This is a genomic window from Azospirillum sp. B21 (assembly GCF_008364825.1).
Lineage (GTDB): Bacteria > Pseudomonadota > Alphaproteobacteria > Azospirillales > Azospirillaceae > Azospirillum.
The window spans coordinates 15,666-32,327 of record NZ_VTTO01000010.1; the positions used below are offsets into that span (position 1 = coordinate 15,666).

The 16,662-nt window shown below is 67.4% G+C and carries 16 protein-coding genes; 13 read left to right on the top strand and 3 right to left on the bottom strand.

Annotated elements, in window-relative coordinates; all coding sequences use genetic code 11:
* The first annotated feature begins 1 nt into the window (after position 1).
* Complete coding sequence (locus tag FZ983_RS21880; RefSeq protein ID WP_247883905.1) at positions 2-1,327, top strand: class I SAM-dependent methyltransferase; 1,326 nt, start codon at positions 2-4, stop codon at positions 1,325-1,327.
* A gap of 131 nt (positions 1,328-1,458) precedes the next feature.
* Here FZ983_RS21880 and FZ983_RS21890 read toward each other — a convergent pair whose 3' ends face one another.
* Together FZ983_RS21890 and FZ983_RS21895 are read right to left on the bottom strand one after the other, a co-directional pair.
* A complete protein-coding gene (locus FZ983_RS21890) occupies positions 1,459-3,618 on the bottom strand; it encodes a malate synthase G (RefSeq protein ID WP_149225607.1) in 2,160 nt (719 codons plus the stop codon).
* 159 nt (positions 3,619-3,777) lie between these two features.
* On the bottom strand, positions 3,778-4,926 hold the full coding sequence (locus FZ983_RS21895) for a hypothetical protein (RefSeq protein ID WP_149225608.1): 1,149 nt from the start codon (positions 4,924-4,926) through the stop codon (positions 3,778-3,780).
* A gap of 205 nt (positions 4,927-5,131) precedes the next feature.
* Here FZ983_RS21895 and FZ983_RS21900 point away from each other — a divergent pair, with 205 nt between their 5' ends.
* The 12 genes from FZ983_RS21900 (at position 5,132) to FZ983_RS21955 (ending at position 15,711) form a co-directional block, all read left to right on the top strand.
* The gene (locus FZ983_RS21900) at positions 5,132-6,178 is read left to right on the top strand and encodes a hypothetical protein (protein WP_149225609.1); all 1,047 of its coding nucleotides are present in this window, start codon (positions 5,132-5,134) and stop codon (positions 6,176-6,178) included.
* A complete protein-coding gene (locus tag FZ983_RS21905; protein WP_149225610.1) occupies positions 6,175-6,600 on the top strand; it encodes a phage holin family protein in 426 nt (141 codons plus the stop codon). Before FZ983_RS21900 ends, FZ983_RS21905 begins: the two co-directional genes overlap by 4 nt.
* 10 nt (positions 6,601-6,610) lie before the next feature.
* Positions 6,611-7,651: a hypothetical protein gene (locus tag FZ983_RS21910; protein ID WP_149225611.1), complete on the top strand. Its 1,041-nt coding sequence runs from the start codon at positions 6,611-6,613 to the stop codon at positions 7,649-7,651.
* A 302-nt stretch (positions 7,652-7,953) separates the two neighbouring features.
* Positions 7,954-8,424 (top strand): SUF system Fe-S cluster assembly regulator, encoded by a 471-nt coding sequence (locus FZ983_RS21915; protein ID WP_149225612.1) that lies wholly within the window; start codon positions 7,954-7,956, stop codon positions 8,422-8,424.
* 45 nt (positions 8,425-8,469) lie between these two features.
* Positions 8,470-9,954, top strand: coding sequence for a Fe-S cluster assembly protein SufB (sufB, locus tag FZ983_RS21920; RefSeq protein WP_149225613.1), 1,485 nt, complete (start codon positions 8,470-8,472; stop codon positions 9,952-9,954).
* A 98-nt stretch (positions 9,955-10,052) separates the two neighbouring features.
* The gene (gene sufC / locus FZ983_RS21925; RefSeq protein ID WP_149225614.1) at positions 10,053-10,805 is read left to right on the top strand and encodes a Fe-S cluster assembly ATPase SufC; all 753 of its coding nucleotides are present in this window, start codon (positions 10,053-10,055) and stop codon (positions 10,803-10,805) included.
* Entirely contained in the window at positions 10,805-12,184 is a 1,380-nt protein-coding gene (gene sufD, locus FZ983_RS21930) for a Fe-S cluster assembly protein SufD (protein WP_247883906.1), read from the top strand. Before sufC ends, sufD begins: the two co-directional genes overlap by 1 nt.
* Before the next feature lie 2 nt (positions 12,185-12,186).
* Positions 12,187-13,449 carry a cysteine desulfurase gene (locus FZ983_RS21935; protein WP_149225615.1) on the top strand — a complete coding sequence of 421 codons (1,263 nt, stop codon included), beginning with the start codon at positions 12,187-12,189 and terminating at the stop codon, positions 13,447-13,449.
* Positions 13,446-13,913, top strand: coding sequence for a Fe-S cluster assembly sulfur transfer protein SufU (gene sufU, locus FZ983_RS21940; protein ID WP_149225616.1), 468 nt, complete (start codon positions 13,446-13,448; stop codon positions 13,911-13,913). Before FZ983_RS21935 ends, sufU begins: the two co-directional genes overlap by 4 nt.
* A gap of 15 nt (positions 13,914-13,928) precedes the next feature.
* Positions 13,929-14,381 carry an iron-sulfur cluster assembly protein gene (locus tag FZ983_RS21945; RefSeq protein ID WP_149225617.1) on the top strand — a complete coding sequence of 151 codons (453 nt, stop codon included), beginning with the start codon at positions 13,929-13,931 and terminating at the stop codon, positions 14,379-14,381.
* Between the two features lie 22 nt (positions 14,382-14,403).
* Positions 14,404-14,748, top strand: a complete 345-nt coding sequence (locus tag FZ983_RS21950) for an iron-sulfur cluster assembly accessory protein (protein WP_109865217.1) — start codon at positions 14,404-14,406, stop codon at positions 14,746-14,748.
* Positions 14,749-14,877: 129 nt separating this feature from the next.
* Positions 14,878-15,711, top strand: a complete 834-nt coding sequence (locus tag FZ983_RS21955) for a hypothetical protein (RefSeq protein ID WP_149225618.1) — start codon at positions 14,878-14,880, stop codon at positions 15,709-15,711.
* A gap of 40 nt (positions 15,712-15,751) precedes the next feature.
* Here FZ983_RS21955 and FZ983_RS21960 read toward each other — a convergent pair whose 3' ends face one another.
* Positions 15,752-16,645, bottom strand: coding sequence for a pirin family protein (locus FZ983_RS21960; protein ID WP_149225619.1), 894 nt, complete (start codon positions 16,643-16,645; stop codon positions 15,752-15,754).
* Positions 16,646-16,662 lie beyond the last annotated feature (17 nt).

Consider the following 16,662-nt stretch of genomic DNA (forward strand, 5'->3'; position numbering starts at 1 on the left):
TTTGACTGCTGAAACTGCATTGGACGAGGCGCGCGCCCTGATCGACGCGCGCCGTTACCGCCCCGCCCTGCGCCTGCTGCGCAGCGACGCCATTCCCAATGGTCTGGAGCGGCTGCATCTGCTGGGGCTGGCCCATCTCGGCCACCGCGACGCTCCTGCGGCCATCGCCTGCCTGCGTCGGGTGCTGGCGGACCGCCCGGACGACGCCGGTCGCCTCGCCGCCTTGGCGCGAGCACATCAGGCGGACAACGCCCCCTTCCCCGCCGTCCGCTGGCTCGAGCGCGCGGACCGGGCCTCCCCCGGCTGCGCGTCCCTGACGGCGGCGCTGGCCGGCGCGCTGCGCCGCGACGCCCGTTACGACGACGCGCTGACCCTCGCGCGCAAGGCGCTGGCAGACGGCGACACCTCCCCCGACATCCGTTATGAAGCGGCGATGGCCGCCGCGTATCTGGGCCGCGACGCCGAATCGCTGGCCCATTTCGATGCACTGCTGGCCGACGACCCCGAACATGCCGCGGCATGGTTCGGCAGCCATGCCCAATCCCTGCATGATCACGGCTCCGACGAGGCGCTGCGCCGCCTGCGGCGCGCCACCCGCTGCGGCGGGGCCAACGGGAAGTACTGGGGCTATCTCGCCGCCATGCTGCGGCTGCTCGGCCGCACTGCCGAGGCGGATGCGGTCGAGGCGGCCGAGATCGGCGACAACCCGAAGCGCCGGCCGCTGCCGGACGGTGCCAAGGCGCTGCTGCCGAAGCTCTCCTCCGACTTCCGCCTGTTCGGCAACAGCGGCCGGCTGCTGCGCCATGCGCTGGCCTGCGCCACCACGCCCGGTCTGGTGCTGGAGTTCGGCGTGCGGCGCGGGACTTCGCTCGACCACATCGCCGACGCTGCCGGCCAGGAGGTCCACGGCTTCGATTCGTTCGAGGGGCTGCCGGAGGGTTGGGTCAACTCCCCCCGCGGCGTGCTGACCACCGGCAGCCAGTTGCCCCCGGTGCGCGACAACGCCCGCCTGCATGTGGGGTGGTTCGAAGACAGCCTGCCGCCGTTTCTGACGGCTCATCCGGGACCGGTGCGCTTCGTCAATGTCGACAGCGACATCTACGCCTCGGCCCGCACGGTGCTGACCGCGCTGGCCGACCGGGTGCGGCCGGGGACCGTCATCGTGTTCGACGAGTATATCGGCAACCGCAGCTGGCGCGACGACGAGTACCGCGCGTTCCAGGAATTCGCCACGGAGAATGCCGTGCGCTACGAGTATTTCGCGGCAAGTCCCTACACCAAGCAGGTGGCGGTGCGGGTGTTGGGGGTTGGTGGGGAGCGAAGCTAGACCCCCACCCTAACCCTCCCCCGCTGGGCGGGGGAGGGGACAAGTACTTACTCGGAAAGGCCGCGGCAGTCCCTCCCCCGCCCAGCGGGGGAGGATAGGTGGGGGTCTAACTCCGCATCAAGTCAGCACCCTCACCCCGCCGCCTTCACCTGACGGCGGCGCGCATGCAGGACCGGCTCGGTGTAGCCGTTCGGCTGGATGCGGCCCTTGAACACCAGATCGCACGCCGCCTGGAAGGCGATGCTGCCGTCGAAGTTGCCGGCCATCGGCTTGTACAGCGGGTCGCCGGCATTCTGCTTGTCGACGACGGCGGCCATGCGCTTCATGACCTCCATCACCTGGGCCTCGGTGCATATGCCGTGATGCAGCCAGTTGGCGATGTGCTGGCTGGAAATGCGCAGAGTGGCGCGGTCTTCCATCAGCCCGACATCGTGGATGTCCGGCACCTTGGAACAGCCGACACCCTGGTCGATCCAGCGCACCACATAGCCGAGGATGCCCTGGGCATTGTTCTCCAGCTCCTGCCGGATCTCGTCCTCCGACCAGTTGGGGCGGTCGGCGAGCGGGATGGTCAGGATATCGGACAGGGAGGCGGCCTGACGCTTGGCCAGCTGGTCCTGCACCTCGGCCACGTTCACGGCGTGATAGTGGGTGGCGTGCAGGGTGGCGGCTGTCGGCGACGGGACCCAGGCGGTGTTGGCGCCGGCCTTCGGATGGCCGATCTTGGCAACCAGCATGTCGGCCATCAGGTCCGGCATCGCCCACATGCCCTTGCCGATCTGGGCGCGGCCCTTCAGCCCCGCCTTCAGGCCGACATCGACGTTGTTGTCCTCATAGGCCGAGATCCACTTGGTGGCCTTCATCGCCGCCTTGCGGACGACCGGACCGGCCTCCATCGAGGTGTGGATCTCGTCGCCGGTGCGGTCCAGGAAGCCGGTGTTGATGAACACCACGCGGTCCTTGGCGGCGCGGATGCACTCCTTGAGGTTGACGGTCGTGCGCCGCTCCTCGTCCATGATGCCGACCTTGAGGGTGTTGCGGGCCATGCCCAGCAGATCCTCGACGCGGCCGAACAGCTCGTCGGTGAAGGCGACCTCTTCCGGCCCGTGCATCTTCGGCTTCACGATGTAGACCGAGCCGGCGCGGCTGTTGCGCAACCCACCCTCGGCCTTCAGGTCATGCAGCGCGATCAGCGAGGTGAAGACGCCGTCCAGGATGCCTTCCGGCGCCTCGCTGCCGTCGGACAGCTTGACCATGTCGATGGTCATCAGGTGGCCGACGTTGCGGACCAGCAGCAGGCTGCGGCCATGCAGGGTGACGCTGCCGGTCGGCGTGGTGTAGGTGCGATCCGGGTTCAGCTTGCGGACGACGGTCTTGTCGCCCTTGGGGAAGCTCGCCTCCAGCGTGCCCTTCATCAGGCCCAGCCAGTTGCGGTAGGCGACGACCTTGTCCTCCGCATCCACGGCGGCGACGGAATCCTCGCAGTCCTGGATGGTCGACAGCGCGGCTTCCAGAACCACGTCGGCGACGCCGGCCGGATCGTCCTTGCCGATCACGCTGTTGCGGTCGATGCGGATTTCGATGTGGGTGCCGTTCTGGACCAGCAGCACGGCCGACGGCGCCGAAGCCTCGCCCTGCCAGCCGACGAAGGCGGCCTTGTCCTTCAGCCCGGTCTTGCCGCCGCTCTTCAGCGTGACCGCCAGCGCGCCGTTCTCGACCGCGTAGGCCGTCGCGTCGGCATGGCTGCCTTCGGCCAGCGGAACGCTGTCGTCCAGGAACTTGCGCGCCCAGGCGATCACCTGCGTGCCGCGGGCGGCGTCATAGCCGCCGGCCGCCGGGGTGCCGGGGATGGCGTCGGTGCCGTACAGCGCATCGTACAGGCTGCCCCAGCGCGCGTTGGCGGCGTTCAGGGCGTAGCGGGCGTTGGTGATCGGCACCACCAGCTGAGGGCCGGCGAGATAGGCGATCTCCGGATCGACGTTGCCGGTGCCGACGGCGAAGTCGCCGCCCTCCGGCACCAGATAGCCGATCTCGCGCAGGAAGGACTCGTACTCGGCCTGATCGAAGACCTTGCCGCGGCGGGCGACATGCCACGCGTCGATCTGCGCCTGCAGGCTGTCGCGCTTATCCAGCAGGGCCTTGTTGCGCGGCGCCAGCTCGTGCAGCAGCTGGTCGAGGCCGGTCCAGAGACGGTCGGCGTCGACACCGGTCCCCGGCAGCGCCTCGTCATTGATGAAGTCGTACAGCGGGCGGGCGATTTCGAGGCCGCCGCGGCGGATCCAGTTGCTCATCTCGTTGCGTGTCCCATTCTCTTGCGCTCGGTTCGCAGACTCCTCTCCGGGAGTCTTGGTTCATCGGTTATCGCGTCTTCCGCGCGAGCCGGTCAACACAATGTCGCACCGCAGCGTATGGAGAAATGGTAGCAGGCGGCTGGTGTCCGCCGGGCTCGGTCAGGCCAGCATATCGACTGCCGCAGCCGGCTGCACAGCGGAGGCGACCGCCGATGACATGCCTGGGATCTCCGCCGCGTCGGCATCGCCGCCGCCCAGCAGCCCGGCCACGCCAAGGGACTCGCCTAACCCGAATGCGGCGGCACGCAGGGCATTGACCTCCTTCTGGGCGGCTTCGACCATCTTGTCGTCGGCCTTGAAGCCTTCCCGCCGCTCGCGCCTCCGCTTTTCCGACTCGTCCAGCATGTTGGCGGCCTTGGCTTCGCCGATGATGCGCTTGGAGGTGGCGAGCACCCCCTCCACCCGCTGGCCGAAAGCATCGGCCTCGCGGTAGCGTGACATCTTCATGGTATTGTCGGCCATCATTTGCTGGATCATCGGGCCGCGGGCGCCGGATGCTCCGCCGGCCCCTCCACCGGTTCCGGTCAGCCCGCCGGCACCCAGCCCGGACAGAACATCCTCGACCAGCCGGGCAATGTCGTCGGGCAGCGCGCCGTCCTGCGGAATCGCAAGCCCGGACTCGGCGTCGTCCGCGGCACCGGCTGCCATCAGGTCGGCAGCTGTCTCGGCAGCGCTTTGGCCAACGCCTTGGGCCGGAACTCCCTCCCCCGTGGAAATTCCGATGGTCAGCGTCAGCTCGGTCTGCTGCAGGGTCAGGCTGGTGGTGCTGCGCGTGATGGTGGTCTCGCTGGATAGCATCGTTCCGCCGGCCGCGGCGGCGCTGTCGCCGGGCAGACCCAGTTCCGCCGCCGCCTTGATGCCGGCGCCGTACTCCTTGGCAGCGCGTCCGGCCTCGCGTGCAAGCAATGCGGCTTCGCGCGCCAAGGCCGCCAGCTTCTGCGCATCGCCCTGGGCGATGCGCATCGCCAGCTTCAATTGCTCGATTTTGCGTTCGACCTGCTCCAGCCGGGCAGCTGCGGCCTCTTTGGGCCCGCCGACCCGACGCGCCTCCTCCAAGGCGGCCCTGGCGGCGGAGTTGTCGCTCTGCCATTTGGCCGATGGCTGGGTCAGTGCCTGCGCGCGCTCCGCCTTCTGGGCGAGCTGGCCCTGGGCGTCCTTCGCCTCCAGCTCCTTCTCCCAGGGCTTCTTCGCCTGCTGCAGCCGGAAAAGGCCGGACTGGCCGTCCGCCACCACGCTGAAGACGCTCATGCCGCCACCCTCCGGCCCGGCCGAACCGAGTTGTTCGCGGCAAAGTTTAGCACAATCGCGGCAACTGTCCATTTCGCGCAGGCCTCGCGTGGAACCCCAAGGCTTGGCTGGTGTTTCACTTCCCGACACCCGATTCCGCAACGGGCGGTGCGAAACCGCAGGCGCGGAGCCGCGGAATACCGGAATCCCGAGGAGGAAAGACACGATGCCGAACCGCGACATGACCGGCACCGGCGGAACGACCCCGACCGGCTCCACCACTGGACATTCGACCGCCGGCAGCAGCTCCACCACCGCCAACACCCTGTCGGGCGGGCGCGGCAGCGTCGATGACATCAAGAAGACCGTCAACCGCGCCGCCGACGATGCCATGGAGACCGGTCGCGAAACGCTGGGCCAGGCCCAGGGCCGCATCCGTTCGCTGCTGGAACAGCAGACCGGCCGCGCCGCCGACCAGCTGGGCGGCGTCGCCAACGCCCTGCACAAGGCCGCCGAGCAGCTGCATCAGGAGAATGGCGGCGTGGTCGCCGATTACGCCGTGCAGGCGGCCGACCGTGTGGAGCGCGTCGCCGACATGCTGCGCGACGCCACGGTCGACGACATCGTCGGTGAGGTGGAAGGCTTCGCCCGCCGCCAGCCGGAGGTGTTCATCGGCGCCGCCTTCGCCGTCGGTTTCCTGGCTGCGCGCTTCATCAAGAGCTCTGGCGAGCGCCGGATGCACCGCGCCTCCACCTCGCTGCGCGGCAACGCCCACCCGTCGCAGTCCGTGCGGAGCACCCGAAGCCCCGCGTATGACGTGAGCCGCGACCGCGGCCGCGACATGAACCGCGACTCCGACCGCAATCCCAGCCGCGGCATGGCCGGCGGCATCGCCGAATCCGTCAGTCGCGGCACCCCGTCCCACAGCGCGGACACCCCCACCACCGGGTCCTCCAGCGTCAACACCGGCAGCCTCGCCGGCCGCATGGAGTCAGAGCGCGGAGCGGAGCGCCTGGGTGAGCCGAAGCCGGCTGCCGCCGGCCGCATCGGCATGCCGCTGTCGACCGCTCCGGCCTCCGTCACCGGCCGCGCCGCGTCGCCGTCGGCCGATACGGCGCTCGGCACCAGCACGGTCAGCACGCCGGCCGGCGTGACGGGGACGACCGGCAGCGCCGGCAGCTCCGTGAATGCCGGCACCACCGGCGTCAGCGGCACCGGCAACACCGCCGGCACCGCCTCCTCCACCTCCAAGCCGCAGGGACAGCGTCCATGAGCGCCGCCGAGAACCGCTATGACGAGCCGCGGGATCCGCGGCAGGACCGGCCGCTCGCCGGCCTGTTCGCCGATCTCGCCCGCGAATCCGCCAACCTCGCCCGATCCGAGATCGCGTTGGCGAAGGCCGAGCTGACCGACAAGGCCACCGAGGCCGCCGGCGGCGTGGCCTTCATCGCCGTCGGCGGACTGGTCGCCTTCGCCGGCGTTCTGGTCCTGCTTGCCGCTGCGGTTCTCGGCCTGTCCAACGTCCTGGCCCCGTGGCTGTCCGCGCTGATCGTCGGCGTGGTGGTTCTGGCGGTGGGCGGCATCCTGGCCTACGTCGGCAAGAACCGGCTGAGCCCCGCCAACCTCCGCCCCCGCCGCACCATGAACACGCTGGACGAGGACAAGCGTTGGGCCAAGTCCCAGCTTGCCCGCTAGGGGCCGGCCGATGACGGACGACAAACGCAATCCCGAAGCCGGGCAACAGGACCTCGACGCCCTGGAGGGCGACATCCGCGCCAGCCGCGCGCGCATCGGCGGCACCGTCGATGCGCTGCGCGACCGCACCTCACGTCTGCGCGACAGTCTGGCGCGGTGGTCGCCCCAATCCCTGATGGAGAACACCATGAAGCACACCTACACGCCGGCGACGCCGGAAACCCCGTCCCAGCGTTCCCACCAGCACCAGTCCGACCGCTACGAGAGCGGCCAGACCGTCCATTACAAGGGGTCGCGTTCGCGCTCCGCTTCGGACGGCTCGATGCTGAGCAGCGTCACCAGCAACCCGATCCCTCTCGCCCTGGTCGGCATCGGGCTGGGCTGGCTCGCCCTGTCCAGCACCGGCTACGACCGCCGCATCGCCCGGTCCAGCACGGTCCGCTCCGCCCGCCATCGCATGGGCGACGCCGTCGACTATGCCCGCGAGTCGCTGAGCAGCGCCACCGACAGCGTGCGCAGCGCCGCCAGTTCCGCCTATGACAGCGCGTCGGGCGCGGTCGGGTCGGCCTACGACAGCGCTTCGGGCACCGTCAGCGGGATGATGGGCGGTTCGGACGACGATCATGTGTCGGGCCGGGGCGACATCCATGGCCAGCGGCAATCGCAGGGCTACGCCAGCCGCGGCATGTCACGCCTGTCTTCCATGGCGCCGTCGACCGATCATCTGCGCCACCGTGCCCACGACATGACGACCGGCTTCTGGGATCTGGTGGAGGACCACCCGATCGTCGCCGGTGTCATGGGTGTCGCACTGGGCGCGGCCATCGGCGCCGCCCTGCCGGGCACCCGCTATGAAAAGCAGTGGGTCGGCGAGTATGCCGACGAAGCGACCGAGCGCGCCAGGGCGATCGCAAAGGACGCGCTCGACCGCGGCACCCGCGCCGCCCAGGCCGCGGCCCAGACCGTCGTCGAGTCGGCCAAGGAGGATGTCCGCGAGGTCGTTTCGGAAGCCACCAACGCCGCCCGCGAGGAAGTCAAGAAGCCGGGCTGATCCCGCTTCCCGGCTGGATCGGACCGACCCCGCGCCCTTTCGGCGCGGGGTTTTCCGTTTTTGCCTCCAGGCGCGGCAAACGGCCGCACCATCTCCATTTTGCGCCGCCTTGGTTGTAGCGTGATGTATGGAGCGGCGTTATAACCAAGCAGGCTTGATGGGTATTCCCGGCGCGTCAGCCATGCGCACGCGCCAAAGCCGCGGAAACCCTGCACTTTAATCGACAAACGCCCCTTGCCCCCCGGTTCAATCAGGACTAAATTGGTCCTGTATTCGAAACCGGGGTGAAACGGGGTGCGGTCATGATCCGGCTGAGCAAGCTGACCGACTATGCCATCGTCGTGTTGAGCGAGATGGCGCGGCAGGTGGGTGCGGTCCATACCGTCGCCCATCTGGCCGACCGCACCGGCGTGCCCGCCCCGACCGTCGCCAAGCTGATGAAGGCGATGACCCCGGCGGGGCTCACCACCTCGCAACGCGGCGCCGCCGGCGGTTATGCGCTGAGCCGCCCGGCCGATGCAATCTCCATTGCGGAAATCATCACGGCGCTCGACGGTCCCATCGCGCTGACCGCCTGCGTCGACGGCGCCGACAGCCAATGCGGCGTGGAGCAACTTTGCCCCATGCGCGGCGGTTGGGAAAAGGTGAACCGCGCCATCCGCAACGCGCTGGAGGAGGTGACGCTGGCCGACATGATGGCCCCCATCACCTTCCCGGCCCCGGCAGCCGCAACGACTTCCACTGCCGCCCAGCCGGCCCGCCCTGCGCACTGAACGGCGCGCACCGAACAGCATTCTTGAGAAGGACGAGGCAAAGCCATGGCCGCCCAACCGGAAACCGTCGAGCAGGTCCGCGCCGTCACGGAGCAGAAGTACAAGTACGGCTTCACGACCGACATCGAGGCCGACGTCGCGCCGAAGGGCCTGAACGAGGACATCGTCCGCTTCATCTCCGCCAAGAAGGAGGAGCCGGAGTGGCTGCTGGAATGGCGCCTGAAGGCCTTCCGCGTCTGGCAGACGATGGAGGAGCCGCAATGGGCCGCCGTCAGCTTCCCGCCGATCGACTATCAGGACGCGCATTACTATGCCGCGCCGAAGAAGAAGGCCGGTCCGAAGTCGCTGGACGAGGTCGATCCGGAACTGCTGAAGACCTACGAGAAGCTGGGCATCCCGCTGCGTGAGCAGGAGATCCTGGCCGGCGTCGAGGGGTCGGAGGGCAAGAGCCCGGCCATCGCCGTGGATGCCGTGTTCGACAGCGTGTCGGTCGCCACCACCTTCAAGGCGAAGCTGGAGGAGATGGGCATCATCTTCTGCGCAATCTCCGAGGCGGTGCAGAAGCACCCGGAACTCGTGAAGAAGTATCTCGGCTCGGTCGTGCCCTATACCGACAACTATTATGCGACGCTGAACTGCGCGGTCTTCACCGATGGCAGCTTCGTCTACATCCCCAAGGGCGTGCGCTGCCCGATGGAACTGTCGACCTATTTCCGCATCAACCAGGCCAACACCGGCCAGTTCGAGCGCACGCTGATCATCGCCGACGAGGGGGCCTACGTCAGCTATCTGGAAGGCTGCACGGCGCCCCAGCGCGACGAGAACCAGCTGCATGCCGCGGTGGTGGAACTGGTGGCGATGGACGACGCGACCATCAAGTATTCCACCGTCCAGAACTGGTATCCCGGCAACGCCGAGGGCGTCGGCGGCATCTACAATTTCGTGACGAAGCGCGGCGCCTGCCGCGGCAGGAACTCCAAGATCTCCTGGACGCAGGTGGAAACCGGCTCCGCGATCACCTGGAAGTATCCCAGCTGCATCCTGCAGGGCGACAATTCGGTGGGCGAGTTCTATTCGGTCGCCATCACCAACAACTTCCAGCAGGCCGACACCGGCACCAAGATGATCCACATCGGCAAGAACACCCGCTCGACGATCGTGTCGAAGGGCATCTCGGCCGGCAAGGCGCAGCAGACCTATCGCGGGCTGGTGAAGATCCTGCCCAAGGCGGAGGGCGCGCGCAACCACACCCAGTGCGACAGCCTGCTGATCGGCGACAAGTGCGGCGCCCACACGGTCCCCTACATCGAGAGCCGCAACCGCTCCGCCCGCATCGAGCATGAGGCGACGACGGCCAAGATCAGCGAGGACCAGCTGTTCTACTGCCGTCAGCGCGGCATCTCGGAAGAGGACGCGGTGTCCCTGATCGTCAACGGCTTCTGCAAGGAGGTCCTGAAGGAACTCCCCATGGAGTTCGCCGTGGAAGCGCAGAAGCTGGTGGGCATCAGCCTGGAAGGCAGCGTGGGGTAAGAGCGTGCCCTCCTCTCTCCCTCGTGGAGAGGCGGCGGACAGAGTGAAGCCACCGGACGGCGTGCCGGAAGCCTGAAGAAGACAACGAGGCGAAGACGATGATCGAAATCAAGAACCTGCACGCCACCGTGGACGGCAAGGAAATCCTCAAGGGCGTCGACCTGACCATCCGCCCGGGCGAGGTCCATGCCATCATGGGGCCGAACGGCGCCGGCAAGAGCACCATGTCCTACGTGCTGGCCGGCCGTGACGGCTATGAGGTCACGGAGGGTTCGGTCACATATTACGGCAAGGACCTGCTGGCGATGGAGCCGGAAGAGCGGGCGGCCGAGGGCGTCTTCCTGGCCTTCCAGTATCCGGTCGAAATTCCCGGCGTCGGCAACACCACCTTCCTCAAGACCGCGATCAACGCCATCCGCAAGCATCGCGGCGAGAAGGAACTGGACGCCATGCAGTTCCTGAAGCTGATCCGCGCCAAGACCAAGGCGCTGGGCATGTCGGACGAGATGCTGAAGCGCGCGGTCAATGTCGGCTTCTCCGGCGGCGAGAAGAAGCGCAACGAGACGCTGCAGATGGCGGTGCTGGAGCCGAAATTCGCCATCCTCGACGAGACCGACAGCGGCCTCGACATCGACGCGCTGAAGATTGTGGCCGAGGGCGTCAACGCCTTGCGCTCGCCGGAGCGTTCGATGCTGGTCATCACCCACTATCAGCGCCTGCTCGACTACATCGTTCCCGATTATGTCCATGTGCTGGCAGCCGGCCGCATCGTGAAGTCGGGCGGCAAGGAACTGGCGCTGGAGCTGGAAAAGAACGGCTACCGCGACTTCGGCGCGAGCGAGGCGGCGTGATGACGGCCCCCAACACCCAAGCCAACTCCCGCTTGCATTCCATGACCTACTCGACGCGGGGCGCCGACCCGGCGACGGCGCCGGCCTTCCTGGCACCGCTCGACGAGATGGGCGCCGGCCTGCCCGGCAGCGGCCTGTCCTGGCTGACCGAGCTGCGCGCCGCCGGCCGTGAGCGCTTCGCCGCCGTCGGCCTGCCGACGATCAAGAACGAGAGCTGGCGCTACACCAACCTGCGCGACCTCGCCAAGGTCAGCTTCCAGCCGGCCGCCCCGGCGGCTGCCACCATCGACCTGCTGCCGACCGTCCGGGCCGAGGGGCAGGACGGTCCGCGTCTGGTCTTCGTCGACGGCCGCTTCCGTGCCGACCTGTCGTCGGTCGAGGGACTGCCGCCGGGCGTGGAGCTGCTGAGCCTCGCCGCCGCGCTGTCCACCCATGGCGAGCTGCTGGCCGACCATATCGGCCGCCTCGCCGCGGCGGACGACCGCCCGCTGGTGGCGCTGAACAGCGCCTACCTCGCCGACGGCCCGGTGCTGCATGTGCCGGCCGGCGTCCAGGTCGAGCGTCCCATCGAGCTGGTCTTCGTCTCCGTCGGGACCGAAGCGCAGGCGACCTCCTGCCATCCGCGCAGCCTACTGATCGCGAAGGCCGGATCGAAGGCGGTGGTGGTCGAACACCATGTCGGCCGCGGCGACGGCACCACGCTGTCGAACCACGTCACCGAGGTGTTCGTCGGCGAAGGCGCCACGCTGCACCATTACAAGTCGCAGCGCGAAGGCGGCGGTGCCATCCACCTGTCGCACATCGCGGCGACTGTGGCGACCGGCGGCTGCTACGACAACTTCATTCTGACGACCGGCGCCAAGCTGTCGCGCAATGAGGTGGTCAGCCGCCTGGACGGCACCGAGGCGCGGACCCATGTCAGCGGCGGCTATCTGGTCCGCGGCACCCAGCATGCCGACACCACCACGGTGATCGTTCACGCCAAGCCCAACGGCACCAGCCGCGAGGTCTACAAGGGCGTCATCGACGACACGGCGCGCGCGGTGTTCCAGGGCAAGATCACCGTCTGCCCGGATGCGCAGAAGACCGACGGCTACCAGCTGAACCGGGCGCTTCTGCTGTCCGACGGCGCCGAGATCGACAGCAAGCCGGAACTGGAAATCCACGCCGACGACGTGAAGTGCAGCCACGGCTGCACCGCGGGCGAGCTGGACGACGACGCGCTGTTCTACCTGCGCGCCCGCGGCATCGACCGCGACACCGCCCAGGGCCTGCTGATCGGCGCATTCCTGTCGGAATCGCTGGAGGAAATCGCCGAGGAGTCGATCCGCGACGCCTTCCAGGGGATCATCGCCGGCTGGCTGGAGGAGCAGAAGTAACCATGTCCGATGCCATCCTGAACCAAGCCTACGACGTGCAGCGGGTGCGGGAGGATTTTCCCATCCTCGCCCGCAGCGTCCACGCCAGGAAGGGCAAGCCCGGCAAGCCGCTGGTCTATCTGGACAGCGGGGCGTCCGCCCAGAAGCCGCGTCAGGTCATCCAGGCCATGACCCGCTTCCTGGAGGAGGATTACTCCAACATCCATCGCGGCGTCCATTTCCTGTCGCAGACCGCGACCGACCAGTTCGAGGCGGTGCGGGCCAAGGTCGCGCGCTTCCTGAACGCGCCGAACGACCGCTGCATCGTCTTCACCCGCAGCTCGACCGAGGCGATCAACCTCGTCGCCAGCAGCTATGGCCGGACCTTCCTCAACGAAGGCGACGAGGTCATCCTGTCGATCATGGAGCATCACGCGAACATCGTTCCGTGGCAGCTGCTCCAGGCCGAGAAGAAGATCGTCATCAAGGTCGTGCCCTGCGACGAGGACGGCGTCCTCGACATGGATGCCTACCGCAACCTGCTGTCCGACCGCACGAAGCTGGTGGCGATCACCCACTGCTCCAACGTGCTGGGCACCGTCACCCCGGCCAAGACCATCGCCAAGCTGGCGCATGAGCGCGGCGTACCCGTCCTGTTCGACGGCAGCCAGGCGGTGGTGCATGGCACGGTGGACGTGCAGGACATCGACGCCGACTTCTACGTCTTCACCGCGCACAAGCTTTACGGCCCGACCGGCCTCGGCGTGCTGTACGGCAAGTACGACCTCCTGAAGAAGATGCCCCCCTACCAGGGTGGCGGCGACATGATCGAGAGCGTCAGCTTCGAAGGCACCACTTTCAAGGCGCCGCCGTCGCGCTTCGAGGCCGGCACCCCGCCGATCACAGAGGTGATCGGGCTGGGCGCCGCCATCGACTATGTCGAGGCTCTCGGCCGCGACGCCATCGCCGCGCATGAGCACGACCTGCTGCAATACGCGACGCAGCAGCTGTCGCAGATCGACGGCCTGCGCATCGTCGGCACCGCGCCCGGCAAGGGGCCGATCATCTCCTTCGCGCTGGAGGGCGTGCACCCGCACGACGTCGGCACCATCGTCGACCAGTATGGCGTCGCCGTGCGCGTCGGCCGCCATTGCGCCGAGCCGCTGGCCGAGCGCTTTGACGTCGGACCGACCGTCCGTGCCTCTTTCGGCCTGTACAACACCCGGGAGGAGGCCGACGCCCTCGTCCAGTCCCTCCAGGCGGTCAAGGAGTTCTTCGGAGCATGATGGACGATCTGCGCGAGCTGTATCAGGAAGTGATCCTGGATCACGGCAAGAATCCCCGCAACTTCCGCCATCCCGACGACGCCAATCGCGAGGCGAAGGGCGAGAACCCGATGTGCGGCGACCGCTTCATGGTCTATCTGACCCTGAAGGACGGGGTGGTGGACGACGTGGCCTTCCAGGGCCGCGGCTGCGCCATCTCCACCGCCAGCGCCTCGATGATGACGGAGCTGGTGCGCGGCAAGACGGCGGCGGAGGCGGAGAAACTGTTCCACGCCTTCCACGAGCTGTGCACCCAGGACGAGCCCGACATCCCCGAGGGTGTCGATGACGAGACCATGGAAAAGCTGATGGTGATGTCCGGCGTGCGCCAGTTCCCGGTGCGGGTGAAGTGCGCGACGCTGGCCTGGCACGCGATGAACGCAGCTCTCCACGGCGAGGCTGCGGCCTCCAGCGACCAGTTTTGACGGAGGGGGATCGAAATGCCCGATGAAGCCCTGACGCAGCGCCCGATGGCCCCCAATCCGGCGGAAGCCGAGGCGCAGTTGAAGGCGCAGGCCGCCGCGGAGGCTGACGCCGACTCCAAGGAGTTCGCCCCGATGCCCAAGCCGCCCGAGGGCTACGACCCGCGGGAGGAGATCATGGATCGCGTCGTGGCGGCCATCAAGACCTGCTATGACCCGGAGATCCCGGTCGATATCTGGGAACTCGGCCTGATCTACCGTGTGGACATGGATGGCCAGCGCAATGTCGAGATTGATATGACGCTGACCAGCCCCATGTGTCCGGTGGCCGGCGAACTGCCCGAGCAGGTCCGTCAGGCCGTGCTGGGCGTCGAGGACGTCAACGAGGTCAAGATCGAGCTGGTGTGGGAGCCCCCCTGGCACCAGGGCATGATGTCCGAGGAAGCCCGCCTGCAACTGGATATGTTCTGAGCAGTATTAGGAGACCGTCACCATGGCCCGTTCCCTGCCCAAGGCGCTCACGATCACCGACGCCGCCGCGGAGCGCGTCAAGGCGCTGATGTCCAAGGCCACCGACGACATGGTCGGCCTGCGCATCGGCGTAAAGGCGCGCGGCTGCTCCGGCCTCAGCTACGACGTTCAGTATGCCAAGGAGAAGATGAAGTTCGACGAGGTGGTGGAGGACAAGGGGGTCACCATCCTGATCGACCCGGCCGCCGTCATGTTCCTGATCGGCAGCGAGATGGACTATGTCGACGACAAGTTCCAGACCGGCTTCGTCTTCAAGAACCCCAACGAGAAGGGCCGTTGCGGCTGCGGCGAGAGCTTTCACGTTTGATGTCGGCTGACGCCTCCACCGCTGCTCGCGGCGGTGGAGGAAATATCGTTATAAATCCCGCGTAATTTTGACTCATACCCTCACTTGCGCTATGGTGATCGCATCGCCACGCAAAGTCGGGGGTGCGAGATGGTGCAGAGCGTTTACAGCAACGCCTGGGCGGCGCTGACCGGCAAGACCGGTACAACCAATGCGTCTCAACTGTTTTCCAACAAGGCAGCGCCCTCCCCTTCGTCGGCCGCACCGGCAACTTCGGCCGGCGATACGGTTTCGGTGAGCAAGCTTGGCAAGGCGCTGACCGGCATGGCGGCGAAAGCCTTCGAGCATCTCGACGCAGACAGCAAGAAGCAGTTGGAAAGCCTCGTCGAATCCGGCCGCGTGTCGGCGGATGACGCAGTGAAGGGACTGCGATCCCTGGCGAAGAATGCGCTGTTCAATCGCTTTACAACCGAGAGCGGCCATAGTGCTGAAGAGCAGCAGATGGCTGAACGCATGAAGGTACTGCGCGAACAGAACGCCGCAGCGGCGAAAGCCGCCGAGAATCCAGACCATCAGGCGGCGCTCGAGGATCTCGACCGATTGGGTGAAGCCCGGAAAAGCGGATCGGTCAGCCAGGAAGAAGTCAGCGCCATGCACCGCTCGATCTCCGAGCGCCTCAAGGGATTTGGAAAATCGGATAAGCTGCGGTTCTCCGAAGAAGAGGGCTCTTTGATGGGGGCGGTCTTCACAAGCAAAGCGAATCGCTTCGCCGATCTTGATTTCGGCGAGGACGATCACGAGAACAGCGCAACGACCAACAAGATCCAGAGCGACGATGAGATGGCGGCCGCCGAACGGCTCTTCTCCGCCGGCTTCAAACTCGAAAACAACGCGATGGCGCGCTTCGCCGCCGATTACGACATTCCAGGACTGGGCAAGGGCACCATGCCGGCTTGGTTCAGCTTTAAACCGATCAGCCGATAGGACCCGATGCCGTAATGCCTTGCCACTGCCCGCTTCCCCCTCACGACATCGGGTTGGGCGGCGGCTTCGGCATTTCCGGCAGCGGGATGAACTCGCCGTCGTCGAGGTCCGGCAGCTTCATCCGTCCGGCCCGCCAGTCGGCCTTGGCCTGCTCGATCCGCTCCTTCGACGAGGACACGAAGTTCCAGTCGATGAAGCGCCGCCCCAGCGGTTCGCCGCCGATGGCCATGACGATGGAGTGGGTGGACGCGGTCAGCACAGCCGGATGGCCGGAGCCGAATACGGCCATCCGGCCCGCCTCGAACACCTGCCCCTCGACCTCCACCGTTCCCTCCACCACATAGGCTGCCCGTTCCCATCCATTCGCCGGCAGTTCCACCCGCGCGCCGGGGGCGAGATCCCAGTGGATGTAGAACAGCGGTGAATGGGTCTTCACCCCCGCCCTGGCCCCGAACGCCTCGCCCGCCACCAGCCGGCCGCGCACGCCGCCCTGCTCGAAGACCGGCAGGTCGCCGGTGCCGTAATGGCAGAAGGCGGGGTCGGTCTCCTCATCCGCTTCGGGCAGGGCGACCCAGGCCTGGATGCCGTGCATCCGTCCACCCTCCATCCGGGCGCGCTCGAAACGTTCGGAATGGGTGATGCCGCGGCCGGCTGTCATCCAGTTCACCTCGCCCGGCCGGATCGCCTGTTCGGAGCCCACGCTGTCGCGGTGCATGATCTCGCCCTCGAACAGGTAGGTGACGGTGGACAGCCCGATGTGCGGATGGGGACGGACGTCGACGTCGCGCGGCAGGCCCGGCTGGAAATCGACCGGCCCCATATGATCGAAGAAGACGAAGGGGCCGACCATCCGCCGCTGAACGAAGGGCAGCACCCGCCCCACCTCGAATCCGCCCAGGCTCTTTCGGCGTTGATCGATGACCAGTTCCAGCATCGGATTCCCTCCCGGCG